Origin of the sequence: Paenibacillus sp. FSL R5-0810 (assembly GCF_038002285.1) — a bacterium.
GTDB classification, from domain to species: Bacteria; Bacillota; Bacilli; order Paenibacillales; family Paenibacillaceae; genus Paenibacillus_AQ; species Paenibacillus_AQ lactis.
In genome coordinates, this window is the sequence record NZ_JBBOCF010000001.1 from 3290720 (window position 1) to 3312157 (window position 21438).

The 21438-nt window shown below is 52.5% G+C and carries 18 protein-coding genes; 3 read left to right on the forward strand and 15 right to left on the reverse strand.

Features of this window, described 5'->3' with window-relative positions:
- Positions 1–20: 20 nt before the first annotated feature.
- The 7 genes from MKX76_RS14890 to MKX76_RS14920 form a co-directional block, all read right to left on the reverse strand.
- Positions 21–776, reverse strand: coding sequence for a tRNA threonylcarbamoyladenosine dehydratase (locus MKX76_RS14890; RefSeq protein ID WP_007133185.1), 756 nt, complete (start codon positions 774–776; stop codon positions 21–23).
- A gap of 31 nt (positions 777–807) precedes the next feature.
- The gene (aspS, locus tag MKX76_RS14895) at positions 808–2583 is read right to left on the reverse strand and encodes an aspartate--tRNA ligase (protein ID WP_007133184.1); all 1776 of its coding nucleotides are present in this window, start codon (positions 2581–2583) and stop codon (positions 808–810) included.
- A 47-nt stretch (positions 2584–2630) separates the two neighbouring features.
- On the reverse strand, positions 2631–3884 hold the full coding sequence (gene hisS, locus MKX76_RS14900) for a histidine--tRNA ligase (RefSeq protein WP_007133183.1): 1254 nt from the start codon (positions 3882–3884) through the stop codon (positions 2631–2633).
- 692 nt (positions 3885–4576) lie between these two features.
- Positions 4577–5023 (reverse strand): hypothetical protein, encoded by a 447-nt coding sequence (locus MKX76_RS14905; protein WP_007133182.1) that lies wholly within the window; start codon positions 5021–5023, stop codon positions 4577–4579.
- 78 nt (positions 5024–5101) lie between these two features.
- Positions 5102–5608 carry a type 1 glutamine amidotransferase domain-containing protein gene (locus tag MKX76_RS14910; protein ID WP_007133181.1) on the reverse strand — a complete coding sequence of 169 codons (507 nt, stop codon included), beginning with the start codon at positions 5606–5608 and terminating at the stop codon, positions 5102–5104.
- 473 nt (positions 5609–6081) lie between these two features.
- The gene (gene dtd / locus MKX76_RS14915; RefSeq protein ID WP_007133178.1) at positions 6082–6528 is read right to left on the reverse strand and encodes a D-aminoacyl-tRNA deacylase; all 447 of its coding nucleotides are present in this window, start codon (positions 6526–6528) and stop codon (positions 6082–6084) included.
- 116 nt (positions 6529–6644) lie between these two features.
- Positions 6645–8831, reverse strand: coding sequence for a RelA/SpoT family protein (locus tag MKX76_RS14920; protein WP_341034074.1), 2187 nt, complete (start codon positions 8829–8831; stop codon positions 6645–6647).
- A gap of 334 nt (positions 8832–9165) precedes the next feature.
- Between MKX76_RS14920 and uraA the strand changes: the two genes are divergently transcribed.
- Entirely contained in the window at positions 9166–10467 is a 1302-nt protein-coding gene (gene uraA / locus MKX76_RS14925; protein ID WP_007133176.1) for a uracil permease, read from the forward strand.
- A gap of 330 nt (positions 10468–10797) precedes the next feature.
- Here uraA and MKX76_RS14930 read toward each other — a convergent pair whose 3' ends face one another.
- From MKX76_RS14930 to MKX76_RS14955, 6 genes are all read right to left on the reverse strand, one after another.
- Entirely contained in the window at positions 10798–11313 is a 516-nt protein-coding gene (locus MKX76_RS14930) for an adenine phosphoribosyltransferase (RefSeq protein ID WP_007133175.1), read from the reverse strand.
- A gap of 26 nt (positions 11314–11339) precedes the next feature.
- Entirely contained in the window at positions 11340–13739 is a 2400-nt protein-coding gene (gene recJ / locus MKX76_RS14935) for a single-stranded-DNA-specific exonuclease RecJ (protein ID WP_007133174.1), read from the reverse strand.
- A gap of 60 nt (positions 13740–13799) precedes the next feature.
- Positions 13800–14768, reverse strand: a complete 969-nt coding sequence (locus MKX76_RS14940; protein ID WP_007133173.1) for a cation diffusion facilitator family transporter — start codon at positions 14766–14768, stop codon at positions 13800–13802.
- Positions 14769–14864: 96 nt separating this feature from the next.
- Positions 14865–15785 (reverse strand): protein translocase subunit SecF, encoded by a 921-nt coding sequence (gene secF, locus MKX76_RS14945; protein WP_007133172.1) that lies wholly within the window; start codon positions 15783–15785, stop codon positions 14865–14867.
- The gene (secD, locus tag MKX76_RS14950; RefSeq protein WP_007133171.1) at positions 15775–17025 is read right to left on the reverse strand and encodes a protein translocase subunit SecD; all 1251 of its coding nucleotides are present in this window, start codon (positions 17023–17025) and stop codon (positions 15775–15777) included. Before secD ends, secF begins: the two co-directional genes overlap by 11 nt.
- 131 nt (positions 17026–17156) lie before the next feature.
- Positions 17157–17417, reverse strand: coding sequence for a post-transcriptional regulator (locus MKX76_RS14955; protein ID WP_007133170.1), 261 nt, complete (start codon positions 17415–17417; stop codon positions 17157–17159).
- Positions 17418–17621: 204 nt separating this feature from the next.
- On the opposite strand from MKX76_RS14955, the gene spoVB reads away from it, so the two are divergent.
- Positions 17622–19220 (forward strand): stage V sporulation protein B, encoded by a 1599-nt coding sequence (gene spoVB / locus MKX76_RS14960; protein ID WP_251537947.1) that lies wholly within the window; start codon positions 17622–17624, stop codon positions 19218–19220.
- On the opposite strand, the gene MKX76_RS14965 is transcribed toward spoVB, so the two are convergent.
- The gene (locus MKX76_RS14965; RefSeq protein WP_007133168.1) at positions 19217–20164 is read right to left on the reverse strand and encodes a DUF421 domain-containing protein; all 948 of its coding nucleotides are present in this window, start codon (positions 20162–20164) and stop codon (positions 19217–19219) included. The genes spoVB and MKX76_RS14965 overlap by 4 nt on opposite strands.
- Positions 20165–20613: 449 nt before the next feature.
- On the opposite strand from MKX76_RS14965, the gene MKX76_RS14970 reads away from it, so the two are divergent.
- The gene (locus MKX76_RS14970) at positions 20614–21003 is read left to right on the forward strand and encodes a TIGR04086 family membrane protein (RefSeq protein ID WP_007133167.1); all 390 of its coding nucleotides are present in this window, start codon (positions 20614–20616) and stop codon (positions 21001–21003) included.
- An 87-nt stretch (positions 21004–21090) separates the two neighbouring features.
- Here the strand turns inward: MKX76_RS14970 and yajC are convergent, their stop codons facing one another.
- Positions 21091–21393 (reverse strand): preprotein translocase subunit YajC, encoded by a 303-nt coding sequence (yajC, locus tag MKX76_RS14975; RefSeq protein ID WP_007133166.1) that lies wholly within the window; start codon positions 21391–21393, stop codon positions 21091–21093.
- Between the last annotated feature and the right edge of the window lie 45 nt (positions 21394–21438).

A 21438-nucleotide genomic window follows, 5' to 3' on the forward strand; every position in this document is an offset into this window, starting at 1 on the left:
TGCCTGATCCATTTTTTCGGTTATACGGTGACGCCGCCCTTTTCCAGCAGCTCTCTTACGGTCACGCTCACCATGATGAGTCCGGCTACCGGCGGCACGAAAGCATTGCTTGCCGGCGGCTGCTTCGCCTTACGGATTTCCGGCGCATTCTCCGGAACGATCTTCTCCGTGACGTCTTTGCGGGGCTTCATCGGCTCTTCGAGCGAGAAGACCACCTTGACGCCTTTCTTGATGCCGTCCTTGCGCAGCTTGGTACGGACAACGCGGGCAATCGGATCCATCGAGGTTTTGGAGATGTCGGCCACCTGGAACTTGGTCGGATCCATTTTGTTGGCAGCTCCCATGCTCGAGATGATCGGAATCCCTCGTTTCAGACATTCCTTGATCAGATGCACCTTGTAAATGATCGTATCGGAGGCGTCGATGACATAATCGAGCTCATACTTGAAGAGCTCTTCATAAGTTTCCTCCGTGTAGAACATGTTCAGTGCGATCGCTTCGCATTCGGGATTGATGAGCTTCACGCGCTCGACCATCAGATCCGCCTTCTTCTGACCGATGGTCGTCGTCAACGCGTGGATCTGACGATTGATGTTCGTAATATCAACGACATCCTTATCGATCAGAATGATGCGGCCGACACCGGTACGGGCCAGAGCCTCTACCGCTATGGAGCCGACGCCCCCGATCCCGAGCACCGCGACCGTGCTGTTCTTCATGATTTCAAGGCCCTCAGGGCCAATGGCTAGTTCCGTCCGGGAAAATTGATGCAGCATGTATGCAAATCCTCCTTTATCGACAGACGGCTTACTTCTCGTCGCCCGGCTTCTTGGCCAGCTTGATATGCAGCTGCTCAAGCTGTCCGCCGTCCACTTGGGAAGGAGCGTCCATGAGCAGATCCGTTGCGCTTGCCGTCTTAGGGAACGCAATCGTCTCCCGCAGGTTGTTGCGGCCGGCCAGCAGCATCACCAGACGGTCGAAGCCAAAGGCGATCCCGCCGTGCGGAGGCGTACCGTACTCGAACGCATCCAGCAGGAAGCCGAATTTCTCATGCGCCTCTTCCGGCGAAAGGCCGAGCGCTGCGAACATTTTTTCTTGAATTTCGCGCTTGTAGATCCGCATCGAACCGCCGCCGACTTCATAGCCGTTCAGCACCAGGTCGTACGCTTGAGCGCGCACGGCAAGCGGATCGGTGTCCATCAGTTCCAGATCCTCGTCCTTCGGACGGGTGAACGGATGGTGCTCGGCAACATAACGCTTCGCCTCTTCGTCATAACTGAGCAGCGGGAAGTCAAGCACCCATGCAAACTTGTATTCATTGTCGTTGATGAGACCGAGCTGACGTCCGATTTTCAGACGGAGCGCCCCAAGCACATCAGCCACAACCTTCTTGTTGTCGGCGGAGAACAGCAGCAGGTCGCCTTCCTCGGCGCCGGTGCGCTCGCGTACCGCTTCGATCTCCTGCTCCGTAAAGAATTTCACGATCGGTCCCTTGAATTCGCCTTCCTTCACTTGAATCCAGGCCAGACCCTTTGCGCCGTAGCGAGCCGCATATGGTCCCAGGTCATCGATCTCTTTACGGGTCCAGGTACCGCAGCCCTTCGCATTCAAGCACTTCACTTCGCCGCCTTTTTCAATAACAGAGGAGAATACTTTGACACCGCTGTTTGCGACGATATCGTTCATCTCGATCAGCTCGAGCCCGAAACGAAGATCAGGCTTGTCGGAGCCGTATTTGCCCATCGCTTCGGCATAGCTGATGCGTTGGAACGGAGTCGCAAGCTCTACGCCGATCGTTTCCTTGAACAATTTGACCATGAGCTGCTCCATCATATTCAGAAGATCATCGCGCTCCATGAACGACGTTTCGATGTCGACCTGAGTGAATTCCGGCTGGCGGTCCGCCCGCAGGTCCTCGTCCCGGAAGCAGCGCGCGATCTGGTAATAGCGCTCGAGACCGCTGACCATCAGCAGCTGCTTGTAGATTTGCGGAGATTGCGGCAGAGCGAAGAATTCGCCCGCATGTACGCGGCTCGGCACGAGGTAATCCCGCGCGCCTTCCGGCGTGCTCTTGGTCAGAATCGGCGTCTCTACATCGACGAAGCCTTCGCCGTCAAGGAAGTCGCGGAATACTTTGGCCGCTTTGGAGCGGAGCATCAGCGTCTTCTGCATTTCCGGACGACGCAGGTCCAAATATCGGTATTTCAGGCGAAGCTGCTCATCAACCTCAACCCCGTCCTCGATGAAGAACGGCGGCGTCTTGGCAGCGTTCAGCACCTCGATTTCAGTCACTTGAACTTCGATTTCGCCGGTCGGCAGATTTGGATTGAACGTCTCCGGCGCGCGTTTAACGACTTTACCGGATACGGCAATAACATATTCGCTGCGCACTTTGTCTGCAACCGCCAAGGCTTCTCCGGAGAAATCCGGATTGAATACAACCTGCATAATGCCGCTGCGGTCGCGCAGGTCGATAAACAATACGCCACCCAAGTCGCGGCGGGTCTGTACCCAGCCGTTCAGCGTTACGGTTTCTCCAATGTTCGCGGTCGTCAGCAGACCGCATTGATGCGTCCTTTTCATCTTGTTATCATTCCCCTTTAGTATAATTAGCCGCTGATCGCGGGTGGTTAAACAAGTTCTTCAAACAGCTGTTCCAGCTTCACCGTGCGCTGCTCGCCGCTTTCCATGGATTTCAGCGAAATTTCCCCGCGGGCAAGCTCGTCATCACCCAATATGGCCGTATAGCGCGCGTTCAGACGATCGGCGGATTTCATTTGAGCTTTCATTTTCCGCCCGAGATAGTCCCGTTCTGCGGAAATGCCTTTGCCGCGCAGCTCGTAAATGATCTTTACGACTTCCCGCTCGGCTGCTTCGCCGAGGGCCACCAAGTACACATCCAGCGGTTTTACGCCCGAGAGGTCTATGCCCTGGTGTTCCAAAATGAGCTGTATGCGCTCGAGGCCGATCCCGAAGCCGATGCCCGGCTGATCCGGTCCGCCGATCTGGTCCACCAATCCGTTAAAGCGTCCGCCCCCGCCGACCGTATCGATAGCGCCGATCCCCTGCGCCTTGAATTCGAAAGCGGTATGCGTGTAATAATCGAGGCCGCGAACAAGCCTCGGATTAATCTCATACTCGATGTTCATTGCATCCAGATAGCTCTGCACCTTACCGAAGTGAACGCTGCATTCCTCATCCAAGCTGTCCAGGATGGAAGGCGCATCCGTGAATTTGTCCTGGTCCTTCTTGCAATCCAGCACGCGAAGCGGATTGCGCTCCATACGGGATTGGCAGTCCGAACAAAGATTGTCCTTCATCGGTTCCAGGTAAGCAAGCAATCGGCTCCGGTAAGCCGCCCGTACCTCCGGCGTACCGACAGAGTTAATCTCCGCCTTCACGCCTTGAAGTCCAAGCTCCTTATAAAAGGTATAGCCAAGCGCGATAACCTCCGCATCCACAGCCGGATCCGCCGTGCCGAACACTTCGACGCCGAACTGATGGAACTGCCGGTATCTCCCGGCTTGGGGCCGCTCATAACGGAACATCGGACCGATATAATACAATTTGGTAATATCCGGCTCCCCATAGAGCTTGTTCTGCACGAAGGCCCGAACGACGCCTGCCGTTCCCTCCGGACGAAGGGTCATGCTGCGATCGCCTTTGTCCTTGAAGGTATACATTTCCTTCTCAACGATATCGGTCGTCTCTCCGACTCCGCGCTCGAATAATTCGGTCTGCTCGAAGATCGGCGTCCGGATCTCGCGGTAATTATATCTCCGGCACAAATCCCGGGCCTTCTCCTCGATCAGCTGCCATTTCTCGACCGTTCCGGGCAGAATGTCCTGCGTGCCGGTCGGCTTCTCAAATTTTTCGTTTGCCATCTTCATCCCTCCACATCCTACTGCTTTTTTCTTTTACAAACATCGCTTGAAATTAAAAAATCCCCCGCCCCGGCTGTCCAAAGACAACTGGGACGAGAGATGTTCATAAACGTATATCACCCGTGGTACCACCCACATTCCGGATCGGCCCCGCCCAGGCGTACATCATGTACTCTGTGCAAATCCTGCATCCGCTTCAACCGCGTAACGCCCGGCCGCGCAGATCGGCTACTGTTCCTGCCACCGGGGCTGCCGGTGCGAAGGTTCGCCGTCTGTTCTCGAGGAAGTCATTCGTCCATTCATCAAGAGAATCCTTACAGCCAAAGGGATTCCTCTCTGTTCTTGTGGGGATGGAGTACTTGGTCCCGTCATCAAATCCGATATGATGTTATCAGTATACCCGAAACATTATATTTTTAGATTCTAATGAACCGCCGAGCTAAAGTCAAGCAGCTTTGTAGAAATAACCCGAAAAAAGAAAAAAACCTACTGGCCGAATGCCGTAGGTCCAAAACATATATTATATAAAAAAGGGGGTCATGCTGTTATTATAAGCATCTAATATTAAAGAAAGATTGAACAAACATTACAGTTATATTACAAGCAAGAAAACGCTTTAAAAGGTTGTCGGGTCTCGTCACAATCAGCCGGTCTTGCGCTATCGCAACAGAATAAGCCTGATTGTCTCGTAATTAATCGAATCGTTCCACGTACGCATGGTTCGCCCGAAGCTTATGGACAATCGCGTCGTAATCCTCGTCTCTTACCTTAACGGACAACGCATACTTCAATTCTCCGTAATCTCTGTCCGTCACGTCCGCTTCCCGCCATCCGTCTGAACGGTCGCCGTCCGCGCGGTCCTCCGCGAGGTCCCCGGTCAGCGCCCTGTCCCCTCCGATAACGACGCCGGGTGCCCCAATGACGCCGCCGGGCGCGGCCGCCGTACCGGCTCCCATCGTCGCGCCAGCGGTGCCCGAATTGTTCCAAGGCACTAGCGGCACCAGAATATTTGCCCCGCTGCGGATCGGGTCTTGCAGCTGACCCACCTCAAGCTGCTCGGTGTGGTAGGTCAGCAGCGACGTTCTGGCACCCTCTGCTTCATCTTCGGTCCTGAAATAAGCTTGAATTTGTTTCGACATGTCCATTCCTCCTTTTTTTCAAAAGCTATCGTTTTGAAAAGACTGGTCTTGCATGGACAAACTGCCTCCACTGCCGAATCAGAGAGCCTTCAGCAGCTCGCGTACAAAGGCCGGCTCATCCTTCGGCGTGCGGGATGTAATGAAATTCCGGTCCACTACAACCTCTTCATCCTTGAACTGCGCTCCGGCATTCACCATATCATCCTGAAGCGGCGGATACGATGTGATCGTTCGACCCTTCAGTAAATCGGCGCTTGCCAGAATTTGCGGTCCGTGGCATATGGCGGCAATCGGTTTGCCCGCACGGTCTGCCGCTGTGACAAACTGCAATATATGGGAATCCAGACGTAGATTCTCCGGTGAGGAGCCGCCTGGAATAACCACCGCATCATAATCCTCTATATTTGCATCAGCAATCGCTTTATCGGTCGTATACGAGGCCTTGCCTTGTTTCCCCTTCACTTCCTGACCCTGTTTCAAGCCGATAATCTCCGCCTCATGCCCCGCTTCCTTCACGGCGTCATAAGGGGTCTTCATCTCGGAATCCTCAAACTGATCTGCTAGCAGAAATGCAACCTTGCTCATCTGGCATGTCTCCTTTCACGATTGGTCCTCGATTTGTTATTACCCTGCCGCGCTTCTTTTATAACAACGAACTTCCGCAAGAATGAAGGGGGATGCCGGCTTAGACTCGCATTGAATATAACCCGCTTCAACATAAAAAAGCCCGGAGGACATCCCCCGGACCTTCTATCCATTCATGTATTCTTATTCCATAAAGAAGCTACCATCTCGGCAGCAGCCTTCGGTATTGCCCCTTCATTCTCAACGCCAGCACAGGATCCTCCGGCGAAGCCGAAAGCCGCTCCACTCCCGTACTCTCTCTTATGCCGCTAGACGGCTCACATGCTTTCAACCCGCTGCAAAGGGAAGACTTGGGGGATTGACGCATCGGTCGCATCACTCCTTCATTCGCTTGGTTGTGCAAGCAGAACCATTCCCCCACAGGTTGCCCAAAAATTCCGGGATCATGCATGAAAGGTCAGCACCGATAAGAGCTAGGAGGCACGGCTGTCGATGATAATCGTTACGGGCCCCCAGTTCGTAAGCGACACGTCCATCATCGCTCCAAATTTTCCGGTTTCCACGGTTAACCCTTTTGCCGCCAGCTCCTGGTTGAACGCCTCGTACAGCGCCTTGGCCGCGTCCGGCTTCGCCGCAGCCATGAAGTTCGGACGTTTACCCTTGCGGGTGTCGCCGTAAAGCGTAAACTGGGAGACGGACAGCACGGCTCCGCCGACATCCTGGACGCTGAAGTTCATTTTCCCTTCCTCATCCTCGAATATCCGGAGTCCGGCCACCTTGTCGGCTATATATTTTACATCCTTCTCGTCATCTTCATGGGTCACGCCCACGAGCACCATAAGCCCCTCTCCGATCCGGCCCACAACCTCCCCTTCAACCGTAACCTCCGCATGCTTGCATCGCTGAATGACAACTCTCATAACACTTAGCTCCCTCTGTCAAAAAATAAGTTACCACAATAATAAAAGGCCTGCTCCCTGAAGGGCAGCAGACCGTGAATTGCATCAGGCAACCGGAAGCCCGCACGAAATAAGAATCACTGCATGATCCGGTGAACGGTATATACATCCTTTACCCGTTTAATGCGCTCGACGACCGAATGCAAATGATCGGTATTCCGAATCAGAATCGTCATATGAATCATCGCCATTTTGTTCTTGTCCGAGCGGCCCGTGACGGCGGATATATTCGTCTTGCTCTCCGAAACGGCCTGCAGCACTTCATTCAAGAGCCCGTTTCGATCATGCCCGGTCACCTCGATATCGACACTGTAGTTAGCCTCCACCGAGGATTCCCATTCGACCTCGATCACCCGAGCGGCATCTTCGCCTTCGCCTTCGCCTGTAGCCGGAAGGTTCGGACAGTCCGAGCGATGGACCGAGACGCCGCGGCCCCGTGTAACATAACCGACGATATCGTCTCCCGGAACCGGGTTGCAGCAGCGGGCAAAACGGACCAGCAGATTATCGATCCCTTTGACGCGAACGCCGTTCGTCGGACGGCTGCGCTTCTCGGCCGGTTTGATCTCCTTCATCTCGGAGGTCATCTCCAGCTGATTGGCTGCTTCCTCCTGCTCCCTGCGCATCTTCTCCGTTACCTTGGTACAGATCTGGGCGGCGGTAATGCCCCCGAAGCCGATGGCCGACAGCATATCCTCGATATCATTGAAAGCGAATTTCTTCGCCGCTTCCATCAGCTTATCATCGGTCGTCCATTCGGACACGTCAAGGCCGAGGCGCTTAAACTCCCGCTCCAGCATTTCGCGTCCCTTTTCCACGTTCTCTTCGCGCTTTTCCTTCTTGAACCACTGCTTGATCTTGCTCCGAGCATGGGAAGACTGGGCGATCTTGAGCCAATCCTGACTCGGCCCATAGGAATGCTTGGAGGTTAGGATTTCGACGATATCGCCCGTTTTCAGCTGATGGTCCAGCGGAACAATCCGTCCGTTGACCTTGGCCCCGATCGTCCGGTTGCCGACCTCGGTATGAATCCGATACGCAAAATCCAGGGGCACCGAACCGGATGGCAGCTCGATAACCTCGCCTTTCGGCGTGAATACAAATACCAAATCCGAGAAAAAGTCCATTTTTAACGATTCAACAAACTCTGATGCATCCTTCGTCTCATGCTGAAGCTCCAGGATTTCACGGAAAAATGTCAGCCGATTGTCGAAGCTTCCGCTGGAACCGGAAGAGCCTTCTTTATACGCCCAGTGGGCGGCGATACCGTATTCGGCCGTGCGATGCATCTCCCACGTCCGGATCTGAACCTCGGTAGGCTCTCCGTTAGGCCCGACGACGGTCGTATGCAAGGATTGGTACATATTCGTCTTCGGCATAGCGATATAATCTTTGAATCGACCGGGCATCGGCTTCCACAGAGTGTGGATAATGCCCAGCGTAGCATAACAATCTTTAATATTGTCGACAATAATCCGAATGGCAAGCAAATCGTAAATCTCATTAAATTGCTTGTTCTTCACCGTCATCTTCTTAAAGACGCTGTAAATATGCTTCGGTCTTCCAGACAGATCCGCCTGAATGCCCATTTCATCCAGCTTCTCGCGGATGCAGACGATAACGTTGTCGATGTACTGCTCGCGCTCCGCCCGCTTCTTATGCATCAGATTCGCGATGCGGTAATACTGCTGCGGGTTCAAGTAGCGCAGCGCAATATCCTCCATCTCCCACTTGATCGCGGAAATACCGAGACGGTGGGCGATGGGACAGAAAATCTCCAGTGTCTCATAGGAAATACGACGCTGGCTTTCCTCGGACTGGTACTTCAGAGTCCGCATATTATGAAGTCGATCCGCCAGTTTGATCACGATGACCCGGATATCCCTTGCCATGGCGATAAACATTTTGCGGTAATTTTCGTTCTGCTGCTCTTCCTTGGATCTGAACTGGATCCGCTCGAGCTTGGTAAGCCCATCCACCAGCATGGCGCAGGTATCCCCGAAGCGCTCCCGAATCTCGTCAAGGGATACGGTCGTGTCCTCAACGACATCATGCAGCAGCGCAGCGATGATCGACAGCGTATCCATCTGCATATTCACCACGATGTCGGCAACCGCGAGCGGATGAAGAATATAAGGTTCTCCCGATTTCCGCACTTGTCCGTGGTGGGCTTGTTCCGCAAATTCATACGCTTCCCGGATGCGGAGAAGATCGGGTTCTTTAATATAGGCGCTGGCCTTTTCGAGTAATCGCTCTATGCCCATTTTGGAGTCCTTCTCTTCCCTTTCTATATAAAATGGAACCCGCCCTTGTCAAAACGTGCAGGTTCCCTCTTGATGGTTTTCCTCTCATTATGACGCTTGTGGCGGTTTACGTCAACCGTATGCGGGTTTCTCCAATCACGGACAGCGTTTCGCTAACAGTTACATACATTATGCCCTATTCCTGGCGGATAGACATCTTGGATTCGACAAGGCTTGCATCTTTTTTGACGGACTGCAAAAAATATTGTTGAAAAAACGAACGATTGTATTTAATCTATTAAAGATCGTACGCGAACGGTCCTATATTTAAAGTCCTATAGAGGAGTGGAATAACTTGCAACGCGAAATTCAGGTTGATGAAAAGCTTCCGCTTGGCCCCGGTTTCCTGCTGAGCCTTCAGCATTTGTTCGCCATGTTCGGAAGCACGGTGCTCGTTCCTAACTTGTTCGGTGTGGATCCCGGCATGATCCTGCTGATGAACGGGATCGGCACGCTGCTCTACATTTTTTTCTGTAAAGGGAAAATTCCTGCATATCTCGGCTCAAGCTTCGCCTTCATTGCGCCGGTTCTGATGGTGCTGGATGGCAACCCGGATGCCAACTACGGAAAAGCACTCGGCGCGTTCATCGTAACCGGGGTCATCTTCTGCCTGGTTGCCCTTATTGTCAAGTACGCAGGAACCAAGTGGATCGACTTTGTGTTCCCTCCGGCTGTCATGGGCGCCATCATCGCCATGATCGGTCTGGAGCTCGTTCCGGTCGCCGCAGACATGGCCGGCTTACTCCCTGCAGAAGGAGAGTCCATCAATCCGACAACGGTAACGATCTCGCTCGTAACGCTCGGCGTAACCGTGTTCGGATCGGTGCTGTTCCGGGGCTTTCCCAAAATCATTCATATCCTGATCGGGATCGTGGTAGGTTATGCGCTATCCTTTGCACTTGGCGTTGTAGAGACGGAAAAAATCGCCGAGGCCAGCTTCCTCTCCATGCCTGAAATTACGACGCCGGTATTCGACGCTACAGCCATCTTCAGCATTATTCTGGTCTCGCTCGTCGTGATCGTGGAGCACATCGGGCACCTGCTCGTAACCAGCAATATTGTAGGCAGGGATTTAGCGAAAGACCCGGGGCTTCACCGCTCCCTGCTCGGCAACGGGGTCTCCACCATTTTGTCCGGCTTCGTCGGCTCGACGCCGAACACGACCTATGGGGAGAACATCGGCGTCATGGCGCTGACGAAGGTATACTCGGTATACGTCATTGCCGGAGCGGCCGTCATTGCGATTCTGCTCTCGTTCTCCGGCTCGTTCTCGGCCGTCGTGGCCAATATTCCAACGCCGGTTATGGGCGGCGTATCCTTGCTGCTGTTCGGTGTAATCGCGGCTTCAGGCCTGCGAATTTTCGTTGAGCAGAAGGTCGATTTCTCCAAGGCAAGCAACATGATTATGGCGACGCTGGTATTCGTAACCGGCATCAGCGGCGTTTCCTTGAAGATCTGGACGGTAGAATTGAAAGGTATGGCTTTGGCAACGATCGTGGGCATGTGCCTCGCTATTCTCTTCAAACTGTTTGAAATAACGGGCCTCTCTAACGAAAAGAATAACGAACAGCCTATCACCGAGAAAACGCCGGACTAAAGCTGTCTAAGGAGCATCATGAAAAACAGCCGCAAACCTGCGGCTGTTTTTTTATATTCAATTGCGGGATTCTCTGTTGCAATAGCCTTTTAGTGCCCTTGTTATAAAGACATTGATCGGATGGACATGAAGTATATTTCAATCAAGGGCTTGAACCCCTTCTCCGTACCGCCTTCTCAATGGCATCGAAGGTTATTATTCCGGGAGAGCTATATCTCAATGTAGATCAAAGAGAGCTAACGGCTGCATATTCTTCAGCCTCCTGAACCAACACAAAAAGGTCCTGAGCCATCGCTCAGGACCTTTTTATTTCCCGGGAAAATTTGTCGTTTACTCGTATTTCATAAGCGTAAATACGTCGATTCCATCCAGCTTCGAACGCCCGTTCAGATCTGCAAGCTCGATCATAAATGCAGCGCCGACCACATTGCCGCCCAGCTGACGAATCAAGTTAACCGATGTGGAAATGGTGCCGCCGGTTGCGAGAAGATCATCCGCAATCAGTACATTCTGCCCTTTCTCGATGGCGTCGGTATGCATAGCCAGACGATCTTTGCCATACTCGAGGTCATATCCTACCTCAATCGTTTCGTAAGGGAGCTTTCCGCTCTTGCGAATCGGCGTAAAGCCGACGCCAAGCGCATAGGCCAGCGGTGCGCCGACAACGAAGCCGCGCGCTTCCGGGCCCGCGATCACGTCAATTTTGAGGTCGGATACCATCGTTTTCAGCTCTTCGATCGCTTTGCGGTATACCTCACCATTTTTCAGAAGCGTCGTAATGTCTTTAAAACTGATTCCTGGCTGCGGAAAGTCGGGAACGACGCGAATATAATCTTTAAAATCCAACTTAATCTCCTCCTGTATCATTACGGCTAAGAAACATCTTTAGTACGGGACATCATCCACTGGGTTAATTGTTCAGTACCGGCATGCAGCAAATGCTGTTCCATGTCCGCAAGATTGCTTAATTCCCGGAAATGCCGGGAAGCATCAAGCGGTTTCTTCTCCGGTTTCGGAACAAAGGTAATCCATCCCTTGGCCCGCTGGATGAACACCAATTCCTCAAATACATCCAGCGCTTTGGCAAGCATGCGCGAGGACAGCGAAGTTCGCCGCTTCAGCTGCGCCACCGCTTCCTGCTCCGGTACCGGCGAGGATGCCATGCCGGCAAGCAGAACATATAGCTGCTTGAACTGTTCGCGGCTCGGGATCAGCAGTCGTTCACGCTCATTCCGAGTCGGATGCAGCATGAATATATTAGGAACGTTGTGGAAGGCCTCCATCATCGCATCCAGCTGTTCGGCGCTCTCCGGTATGTCCAGCACGAACAAAACGGAAGTGTCTTCTTTAGGTTTGCTCTCAGCAATATCGTTATCCGGCATAATGCCAGCATTCCTATCATATACCCAAAGGCACATATCATACAATTGACTTTTTATTTCAGGATGTGAATCTTTTGCATATACGACGGCGGACCTGTCGGCTGAGCACTGCAGGTATGGCGCAAGCTCCGCTCTCCACCGTTTGATGGCACTTAGAGGCTCAGAAATCCCGCGGAAATCAAACACCTGTCTGGAAGACACCCGAAGGTCTTGAATCAAGAGCTGGAGTCTGCGGCTGCCGTTCCATTCATTCACGGACAGCTCCCCAAGAACATCCAAGACCGTGCCAGCCGGCAGCAGATCGGCCAGATGGCCGCTCCCGAAGAAGAGAGCATCGATCTGCTGACCCTTCTGCGCAATCCGCAGCTTCAGATGCTTGCCTTCCTTGCCGATTTTCCGTACTTCCTGTACGGTAACATCCCGAAAAATGATCTTGGGAACGGCGTTGGCCATCCCGAACGGTCCAAGCAGCTCCAGCTGTTCAATGACGGGAAGCGAGACGTCCGACATGCTGCACTCCATATCCGCTTCGCAAACTGCGGTAAAATGCTCTTCCCTCAGCACTCCATCAGCGAATTGCTGGAGCGCATGTTCAAATTCGTCCAGCCGGTCCCGGTGCAGGCTCATGCCTGCAGCCGAAGGGTGACCGCCGAAATGATCCATGACGTCCCGGCAGGAGCTTAAAGCTTCATAGATGTCCAGCCCCGGTATGGAACGAGCAGAGCCCTTGCAGTTGCCTGTCTCGGGATCGATACCAAGAATGACAACCGGCCGGTAGAACCGCTCCAGCACTTTGGACGCTACAATGCCGACAACCCCCACATTCCAGCCTTCGCCAGCCAGTACAATGACGGATGGCAAGCGCTCGCCCCATTTGACGTTAACCATTTCAATCGCTTCCTGTACGATCGTTTCTACGACCTGCTGCCGGTCCTTGTTCAAGGCGTCCAGCTCAAACGCCAGCCGCTCTGCTTCCTCCCGGCTCTCCGTCGTAAGGAGCGTAACCGCCCTGCCGGCATGATCCAGCCGGCCGCTGGCATTAATCCTCGGGGCCATGGCAAACGCCACGTTGACAGCCGTCACCTGCTCGACCTGGACCCCCGATACCTCAAGCAGGCAACGAATGCCTTCATACCGGGTTGACCGCATCGATTCGATCCCTTGCTTAACGAGCACGCGATTCTCGCCTGTCAACGGCATCAAATCGGCAATCGTCCCGATCGCAACGATTTCGAGCCATTCCTTTGGCGGCTCTCCGACGAGAGCCTGTGCCAGTTTGTAGGCTACGCCGACGCCAGCCAAGCCCTTAAACGGGTAGGGGCATGCCTTGATTTTCGGATTGATCAGCGCATAAGCATCGGGCAGCCGCTCCGGCGGTTCATGGTGATCGGTAACAATCACATCCATGCCGAGCTCATTCGCATATGCAATCTGATCGACCGCGCTGATTCCTGTATCGACCGTGATCACCAGGCTCACGCCTTGCTGGTGCGCCCAATCGAGCGCATGATTATGTAGACCATAACCTTCATTCGCACGGTGAGGAATGTATATATCGTAGGAGGCTCCCAGCTCACGCATTAGCTGAATCATGAGCGAGGTGCTGGAAACCCCGTCGGCATCATAATCGCCGTAGATCAGAATATGCTCCCGATCCTCCAGCGCTTTTCGAATACGCGGAACGGCCTCACGCATTCCCTGCATGAGATAAGGATCATGGGTAAGCTCAAAAGAGCCGTACAGGAATCTGTTCCCGTCTTCCAAGGATAAGACTCCCCGCGTCGCCAGCAATGATGCCACAACAGGCGATAGCGACATTTCCTTTGCGAGCCATTGTGCCGTATGGTGATCCGGGGCTTTTACCCGCCATTCATATTTGGAATACAGCACAGGATAATCACCTTCCTCTCTCCTGCCGCTTTCCTGCTGTCTTAAGTATAGATCACTTGATTACTGCGGCAGTGTTGGCGAATCATTGTCCAACAGGTCAAAATTCGACTTATACGGATAACCGGGATCATACGGAACAACGGAAACCTTGACATCCGAAACGAGCATAAACCGATGGGTCAGAAGCTTGCGAATGCGTTCGGCAATTTCTTGAGCCTCCAGCACCGACGTGCGCGGGTTGACGCTGACCATAACCTCCAGATTGACTTGGCGAACCTGGCCGTACTCCTGAACTTTAAGTTTCTCGACCGTAATGACGCCATGAACGCGCTGGATCGTATCCATAAATTCGGGCTCGAATTCATGCCGCTTCTCTTCCGTCAGCGTACCGTATACGGAATGAATGATGGAGATATACCCTTTGCGAATCACGAGGCACGCCACAATCAGAGCCGCCACGGAATCCATATAAATAAGTCCGTACCCGTCAAAATACACCCCCGATATGAATGACAAGAAAACGCCGATGATGACCGTGATCGAGCAATATAACGCAAAGCGGTGGTTCTCCAATATCGACTGCAGTCGATGGTCTCTGTTCTTTTTCATATGATGATACTGGTACTGAAATACCGCTTCATTGATGGCCAATGAGATGAGCACGGCAAGCAGCGCCGTTTTATCCGGTGCTTCCGGGACTCCGGAAGCAAACGTTTGGATCGCGGAAACTCCGATTTGAAGGCCGCCCATCATAATCAATACAGCGATTAGGATGGAGATCACAGACTCAGACTGCATGGATGGACCTTGCTTATTTCGTTCAGCGCTGCTTCTCCCGAATACCCGGAGATGCGGCAAACGGTCCGCCAGCAGCGACGCAGCGCTTGCTGACGAATACATGGCATCTGCCATCAAAGCCTTACTGTTTAACAGATAGCCGGCAATGCCTTTGAAGACTGCCAAGGCGAAATCTGTCACAATGCCTGTCCAGAGGACAGCTTCCGTTTGGTTCGATCGTCCGTTCCTCACTTGAGGTCCCCCCCAATCATGCACGCTATAAGGCAGCTAACTTTTGAAAGCCGCGTCGCCTGCGACGCGGCTTTCATGTGTATAGGATCGATGTGATTAAATCTCGATTTTATCTTTGTTCGGCTTCACTGCTTTTTGCGGCTTGTTGCTGACATTTTTCCCTTTAAGCACAAGCCACAACGGGCTTGCGATGAAGATCGACGAGTACGCACCGATCAAGAGACCGATACAGATCGCCAAGGAGAACATCCGAATCGATTCACCGCCGAGTATAAGCATGAACAATGCAGCGATAAACACCGACAATGCGGTATAGATCGAACGCCCAATCGTCTGGGACAAGCTTTTGTTGACCAGCTCGACCAAATCGGAACGGCGTTTAATTTTGGCAAAGCGCAGATTTTCCCGGATCCGGTCAAAGATAACAATCGTATCATTGATCGAATAACCGATAATGGTCAGCACCGCGATAATAAAGGTAAGGTCGACCTCCAGCCCCAGAATCGAGAATATGCTGACGACGACAAAGGCGTCATGCAGCAATGCTACGATGGCTGCAAGGGCGAACCGCCACTCGAACCGAATGCTGACATAAATGATAATCCCGATACAGGACAGCAGCACCGCATAGATAGCGTTGCGTCCAAGCTCCTTAGCCATCTCGGGATCTACCGTGTTGACTTCAAAGGTAGCCGAGGGGTCCAGCTTTTGAACCGCCGTCCGCAGCTTGCTGTCCTGATCCTCGCTCAGCACGTCGCTGAACCGGATATTGATGCGGTCTGTCCCTTCCGTGATGCTGGCATCCTCGCCGATCCCGATTTCATTCAGCACCGGCTGAACCTGTTCGCTCGTCAGCTGCTGCTTAAAAGATATGTCTACGTTCGAACCGGAGCGGAAATCAACGCCGTAGTTCAGCCCCCGCATCAGCAGGAATACCAAGCCCAGAACGGTTATGACAATAGAGAAGATAAAGAAGATTTTACTTTTGCCGACATAATTGAAGTTTTTAAAGCTCACGAATGTCACGCTCCTTTACACCGTAATGGCTCGGTTTGCCGGCCCAACCTATTCTCACAAGTAGATTGAGCAAGAAACGGGAGAAATAAACGTTCGTGGCGATACTGATAAGGATCTCCAAAATCAATACGATGGCGAAGCCTTTAACGGCACCCGTACCGAATGCGAACATGACAGCCGCAACGAGAATCGTCGTCACGTTCGAGTCCATGATCGCGCGCAGCGAAGACTTGCCTCCGGCTTTTACCGCAGAAGCGACGCTCTTACCTGTTCTAATCTCTTCCCGGATCCGTTCATAGGTTATGATGTTGGCGTCAACCGCCATACCTACCCCGAGAATGAACGCTGCAATCCCCGGCAGGGTCAAGGTAAAGTCTGCCCATACAAACACGAGAATCAGCAGCCATGTATGCAGAATGAGTGCAAAGCTTGCCAGCAAGCCAGGAATGCGGTATCGGATGATCATAAACAGCAGGATTGCAACCGACGCCAAAAGACCTGCCTGAAGCGTCTTCGTTAGAGACTGCATGCCAAGGGTAGCCCCAACGCTCTGCGAATACTTCTCAACCAGCTTGAGCGGCAATGCGCCAAGGTTGATCGTATCGCGGATTTGCTTCGCCTCATCCAGCGTATAACTACCTGTAATTTGAGCGGAACCATCCGTCAGCACGGCTTGTACCGTCGGAGCGGACAGCAGCTGGTCATCCATAAAGATTGCCAATTCCTGACCGAGCAGGCGTTCCGTAATTTCAGCAAACTTTGCTTTGTCTTTCACCTTAATGTCTATCATAGGCTGATTCAGTTGGTCATAGGCAATGGATGCGCCATTCTCCACAAAATCATTGCCCCGAAGCTCGATTTTACAGAACTCCTCGCCTTCTTTACAGCCGTCATTGCTTCGGAATGTAAGGTTTGCAGGTTCCTTCATCGTCTTCCGAACCTCGGCCTCATCCGTCACGCCGGCCACTTTCAAACGAATGCGGTTGGTTCCTTCCGGTGTAACCTCCGGCTCTGTTGTGCCGAGCGCATCTGCGCGCTTTTGCAAGCTCTTCGCAGTTTCCTGCAATGCTTCTTTCGTGACTTGCTGCCCTTCCATCAACGGCTCCGCTTCATAAAGTATTTCAAAGCCGCCCTTCAGATCTAGACCTAGGCGGACATCTTTCAGCAAGCCTGGAGTTGTAACGGCCATTATAATGGTAAGCCCGAGCACGGTAACGATGAAACTGATGATTCTTTTCATGCCGTCCCTTTTTCCCCCTTTTTACTCAATATTCCTATTATAGCGATGTCATAAAACCCAGTCAATTTATCAAAATTTGTCGGGATGAGGATCAATCATATATACGGCAAGTCAAAAAGGGACCTCTTTCATTAATCGAAAGACGATCCCTTATATGCTGATATTGTCATATAATTCATTAAGCTCATTGCCTTTAAAGATAAGATATCGTTGACCAGTTTATGGAGGGACGGAACGCCTTCCTTCTCATATTTGCTATTGACGCAGTTCCAGATATCATCCGTCGTCACGTGCTCGTAGCCTATGAGGTGCATCTCCTCGACTTTGCTTTGGCATACCATTTCGATGGTGCTCATCAATTCGTCCTCAGTCATAGGTGTCAGTTGTTCCATGACGTATAGCCTCCTCCCTGTCGTCTCCTTTGATAGATTCGACTCCTAAAGCCTGTTTCCTTCTATTCGTACCATGACCGCGTCAAAAAGTAAAGTCATCATATGGGACAGGTAGGGCATATCCATAAGAATAACGTTAATTTGGCGGTTCATACAGGAAAACAAGCCCTTAAATTCAGCCTCAACCAGGGAGTGGGATGGACAGTGAACAAGCAATCGTTTATCAAAGGAACATTAATCTTACTAGCTGCAGGCATACTGAACCGTATCCTCGGTTTCATTCCCCGCATCGCCCTGCCACGAATCATCGGTCCGGAAGGCGTTGGCATTTACCAGCTCGGTTATCCCTTCTTTATCGTTCTTGTTACGATCATTACCGGCGGAATTCCGCTTGCCATTGCCAAAATGGTCGCCGAAGCGGAAGGCGCCGGAAAGCGGGATGCTTCCAAGCAAATTCTCCAAGTCAGCCTGATGCTGACGCTGACAGCCGGAACGCTCTTTATGGCATTGAGCCTGCTGCTGGCTCCTTGGGTCACGGGGGTCCTTCTGCCGGACGAGCGGGTGTTCCAGACCTTCATCAGCATGACGCCCATGCTTATTATCATCGCGGTCTCTTCCGTATACAGGGGCTACTTCCAGGGCAAACAAAACATGATTCCCTCCGCGAGCTCCTCCGTCATCGAGACGATCGTCCGAATCGTATGCATGCTGTGGTTTGCCCATCTCCTCATGCCTAAAGGCATCGAGTACGGAGCGGCTGGAGCAATGCTTGGCACTGCCGTAGGCGAACTGATCGGGATGGTTGCCCTGCTGCTGCAGTATGCCGGCGAAGAGCGCCGAAACGGCAAGCTCCTGCCCAAATCGCCTCCTCCGGACACATCCGGGTTAAAAGAATCAGCGGATACAACCCGAGGGATTCTGAAGCGGCTGGCAGGAATCGCGATTCCGGTCACCGGAGGCCGAATGGTAGGCTCCTTCTCCTACCTGCTTGAAACCATTCTTACGAACCGCAGCCTTGCTCTGGCCGGCATCGCTACAACCGTCGCGACCGCCCAATACGGCGCCCTTCAGGGGATGGTCATACCGCTGCTGCTGCTTCCGGGGGCGCTCACGGTATCACTCGCCATCTCCCTGGTTCCTTCTCTCTCGGAGGCCTCCGCGCGTAATGACCGGGTGACCATACATAAACGGATGAACCAGTCACTTCGACTGGCTCTCGTATCAGGCGCCCCCTTTGCCGTTGTTATGTATGTCCTGGCCGAACCGCTGTGCCTGCTTCTGTACGATAACCGGGAGGTCGGAACCATGCTTAAAATAATGGCTCCCTTCGCGCTGTTTCTTTACGTGCAGTCCCCGCTACAAGCAGCGCTGCAGGCGCTGGATCGGCCAGGAAGAGCCCTTGTCAACACTTTGATCGGAGCCCTGATTAAAATGAGCCTGATCGTCTATCTGGCATCCAATCCGGCCTTCGGCATCAAGGGGGCGGTCATAGCCATTCTCGTGAACAGCGTTGCGGTCACCGTGCTGCACGGCTTCAGTCTGTCCCGGCTGATCGGATTTCGCTTCCGTTGGCTCGATTACATCAAAACGGCGGCCGTCATGCTGATCATGGGGGCTTCGATTCTCTATGGATATAACCATCTGCCGTTTAGTACACAGCCATGGCTTCAATTTCTTACGTCCGTTACCGTAGGCTTCGCCGTCTATTTGGCCGTCATCTTTATGACCAGACTGGTGACGCCGCGCGATCTGGAGCGCGTTCCCGTGGTGGGAGCTTGGCTCAACCGCAGCAGCCGCCGTTAATCCTGCTCTTTCCCGTCGAGGTAGATCCGTCCCTTATGATCAATGGAGCAGAGGAATACATCCTCGAAATCGTTAAAACCATACTTTCGGATTTCGCCTTGGAGCCATGGCCGGTTTTTGTCGATGAGCTTCAGGTTTTCATCTTGCACCTTTCCGTCCATGATCAGCGGGATCGGCATCCCTTCATAGGTAACCTTATGGTAAGGAATATCGATAATTGCCTCTTGTGAAGCACTGCGGGTGGACATGGTTTGCCCGTTGCCGTTACCAGAGGAAGCACCACCGGTGGAGGTGGAAGAGCCGCTGCCGGAACTCGAAGGGTTGCTGTTGGATCCGGAAATGCCCTGCTGACTGCCACCTACGGAAGCCTCCGCATCGGACCTGGAAGCCGTGCTGCTGGATCCAGAGCTGTCCTGCTCGCTGCCGGACACGACAACCCCGCCCTGATCATCCGAGCCTGAGGAGCTGGCCGAGGAGCCTGCTGCATCCTCTTTGTCTTTAGGAATAATGGTTAGCTGACCGGTCGTTTCCAATATTGCAAACTCTACATCGGCCAGGCTGTCTATATCCTTGCCGCGAAGCTGCTGCATCAGATCATCCAGATTGTAGCGGAGCCTCGCCATCTCCTTGCGGTGAAGCTTCCCCTTGGATACTAGGATGCTAGGCTTGCCGTCAGCCAACAGACGGATATTTCGAAATTTTAATCCAAGATAGGCCAGCCCCACTTGAATCCCAACGAGGACGATAATCGGGGCGAGACCTTCCCAAATCGGCTTGTTGACATCCTCCAGAACAAACGCTGCAATCTCTGCAATCATAATCGAGATGGCAAGATCGAATATGGACAGCTTTCCGATCTCTCTTTTTCCCATAATGCGCATCGTCACAAAAATAACCGCATACATCAGAATCGTCCGCAGTATCAGAATCGTAATATGAGACATAATCAATCCCTCCTAGCTGGTCGAACATTCTCATGTACAGCTATTCTGACCTTCGGCATCCATTCCCATTCGAAGATTGACGATTAATTAATGGCAATCTTACAAATATCGAATTTGGCGGTTTCCGTTGTACTATCTGACCAGGCTTGGCCATACAATATTTACTAATAGAGGTTGTTCAAAAAGTCGTCTTTTGATCACGCAGTGAATCAAGAAGCACCCCGGCATCGAATCTTGAATTCGGCCGGGCCTTCGGATGCTCACGTACCCAAAACTAGCAGATGCTTTCGAAGGCGTTTTCTGAGAAAACGTGTAGCTCCGCTCCTCAGGCCCTAGCTTTATCTAACCTAAAGCGTTTTGAAAAAACGCACTTCGGAAGCATAAGCTTCGGTGCTGAAGAACCGACTTTTTGAACTCGCACTAATATATTCGTTAAGGGGGAACGATTCATGGAACCGATCCGGCGAGTATTCACCTTTCGCGTTACCAATCCCATTCTTTCAGGACTTTTGTATTCATTTTTTTGGATGTTTCTTGGCGCGCTGGCGCTCTCCCTCCTGCTGTGGAGCAGCGGCTTGACGGAAGAGGATTTATCGTTCTACACCTTTCTCGTACATGCTCTTTCCGCGTTTATCGGAGGCTGTGTTGGCGGAAAGCGTGCAGGAAACAGAGGCTGGTATTACGGCTGCTTAACCGGGCTTCTGTACGGTGTTACGCTGCTTGCTATCGGATTCCTTGCGCTGGACAGCTCGCTGGCGCTTGGAGACCTGACCCTGCTGGCCACCGTCTTTATCGCCGGTGCGATCGGAGGCATGTTCGGCGTTAACTTGAAAAAATAAAAGCAAGCAAAAAGGCCGGCTCCAGAATAGAGTCGGCCTTTCGCTTGCAAATCAAGTCCCTCGAAGGACATATGTATGCCTTGAGGATTACGTATTGTTTACACTATGGCTGATCGAATTGCGATCGAACGTCAACTTCGTTACATCATTCACTTTCAAAACGACGATATCATCGGTAATTTCCACAATCGTACCGTGAAGGCCACCGATAGTTACCACTTTATCGCCTTTCTGCAAAGCGCTCAGCATTGCAGTTCTCTGCTTCTGCTTCTTCTGTTGCGGACGAATCAGCAAGAAATAGAAGATGACGAACATCAGAACGAACGGCAGAATCAAGCCAAGAAGACCTCCGCCGCCTTGATTCGGTGCTGCTGCGAGTTGATCAAGCATATTTCTTTCCCCCCCTTCAACGACAAACCCCATGGGTCATTAGCT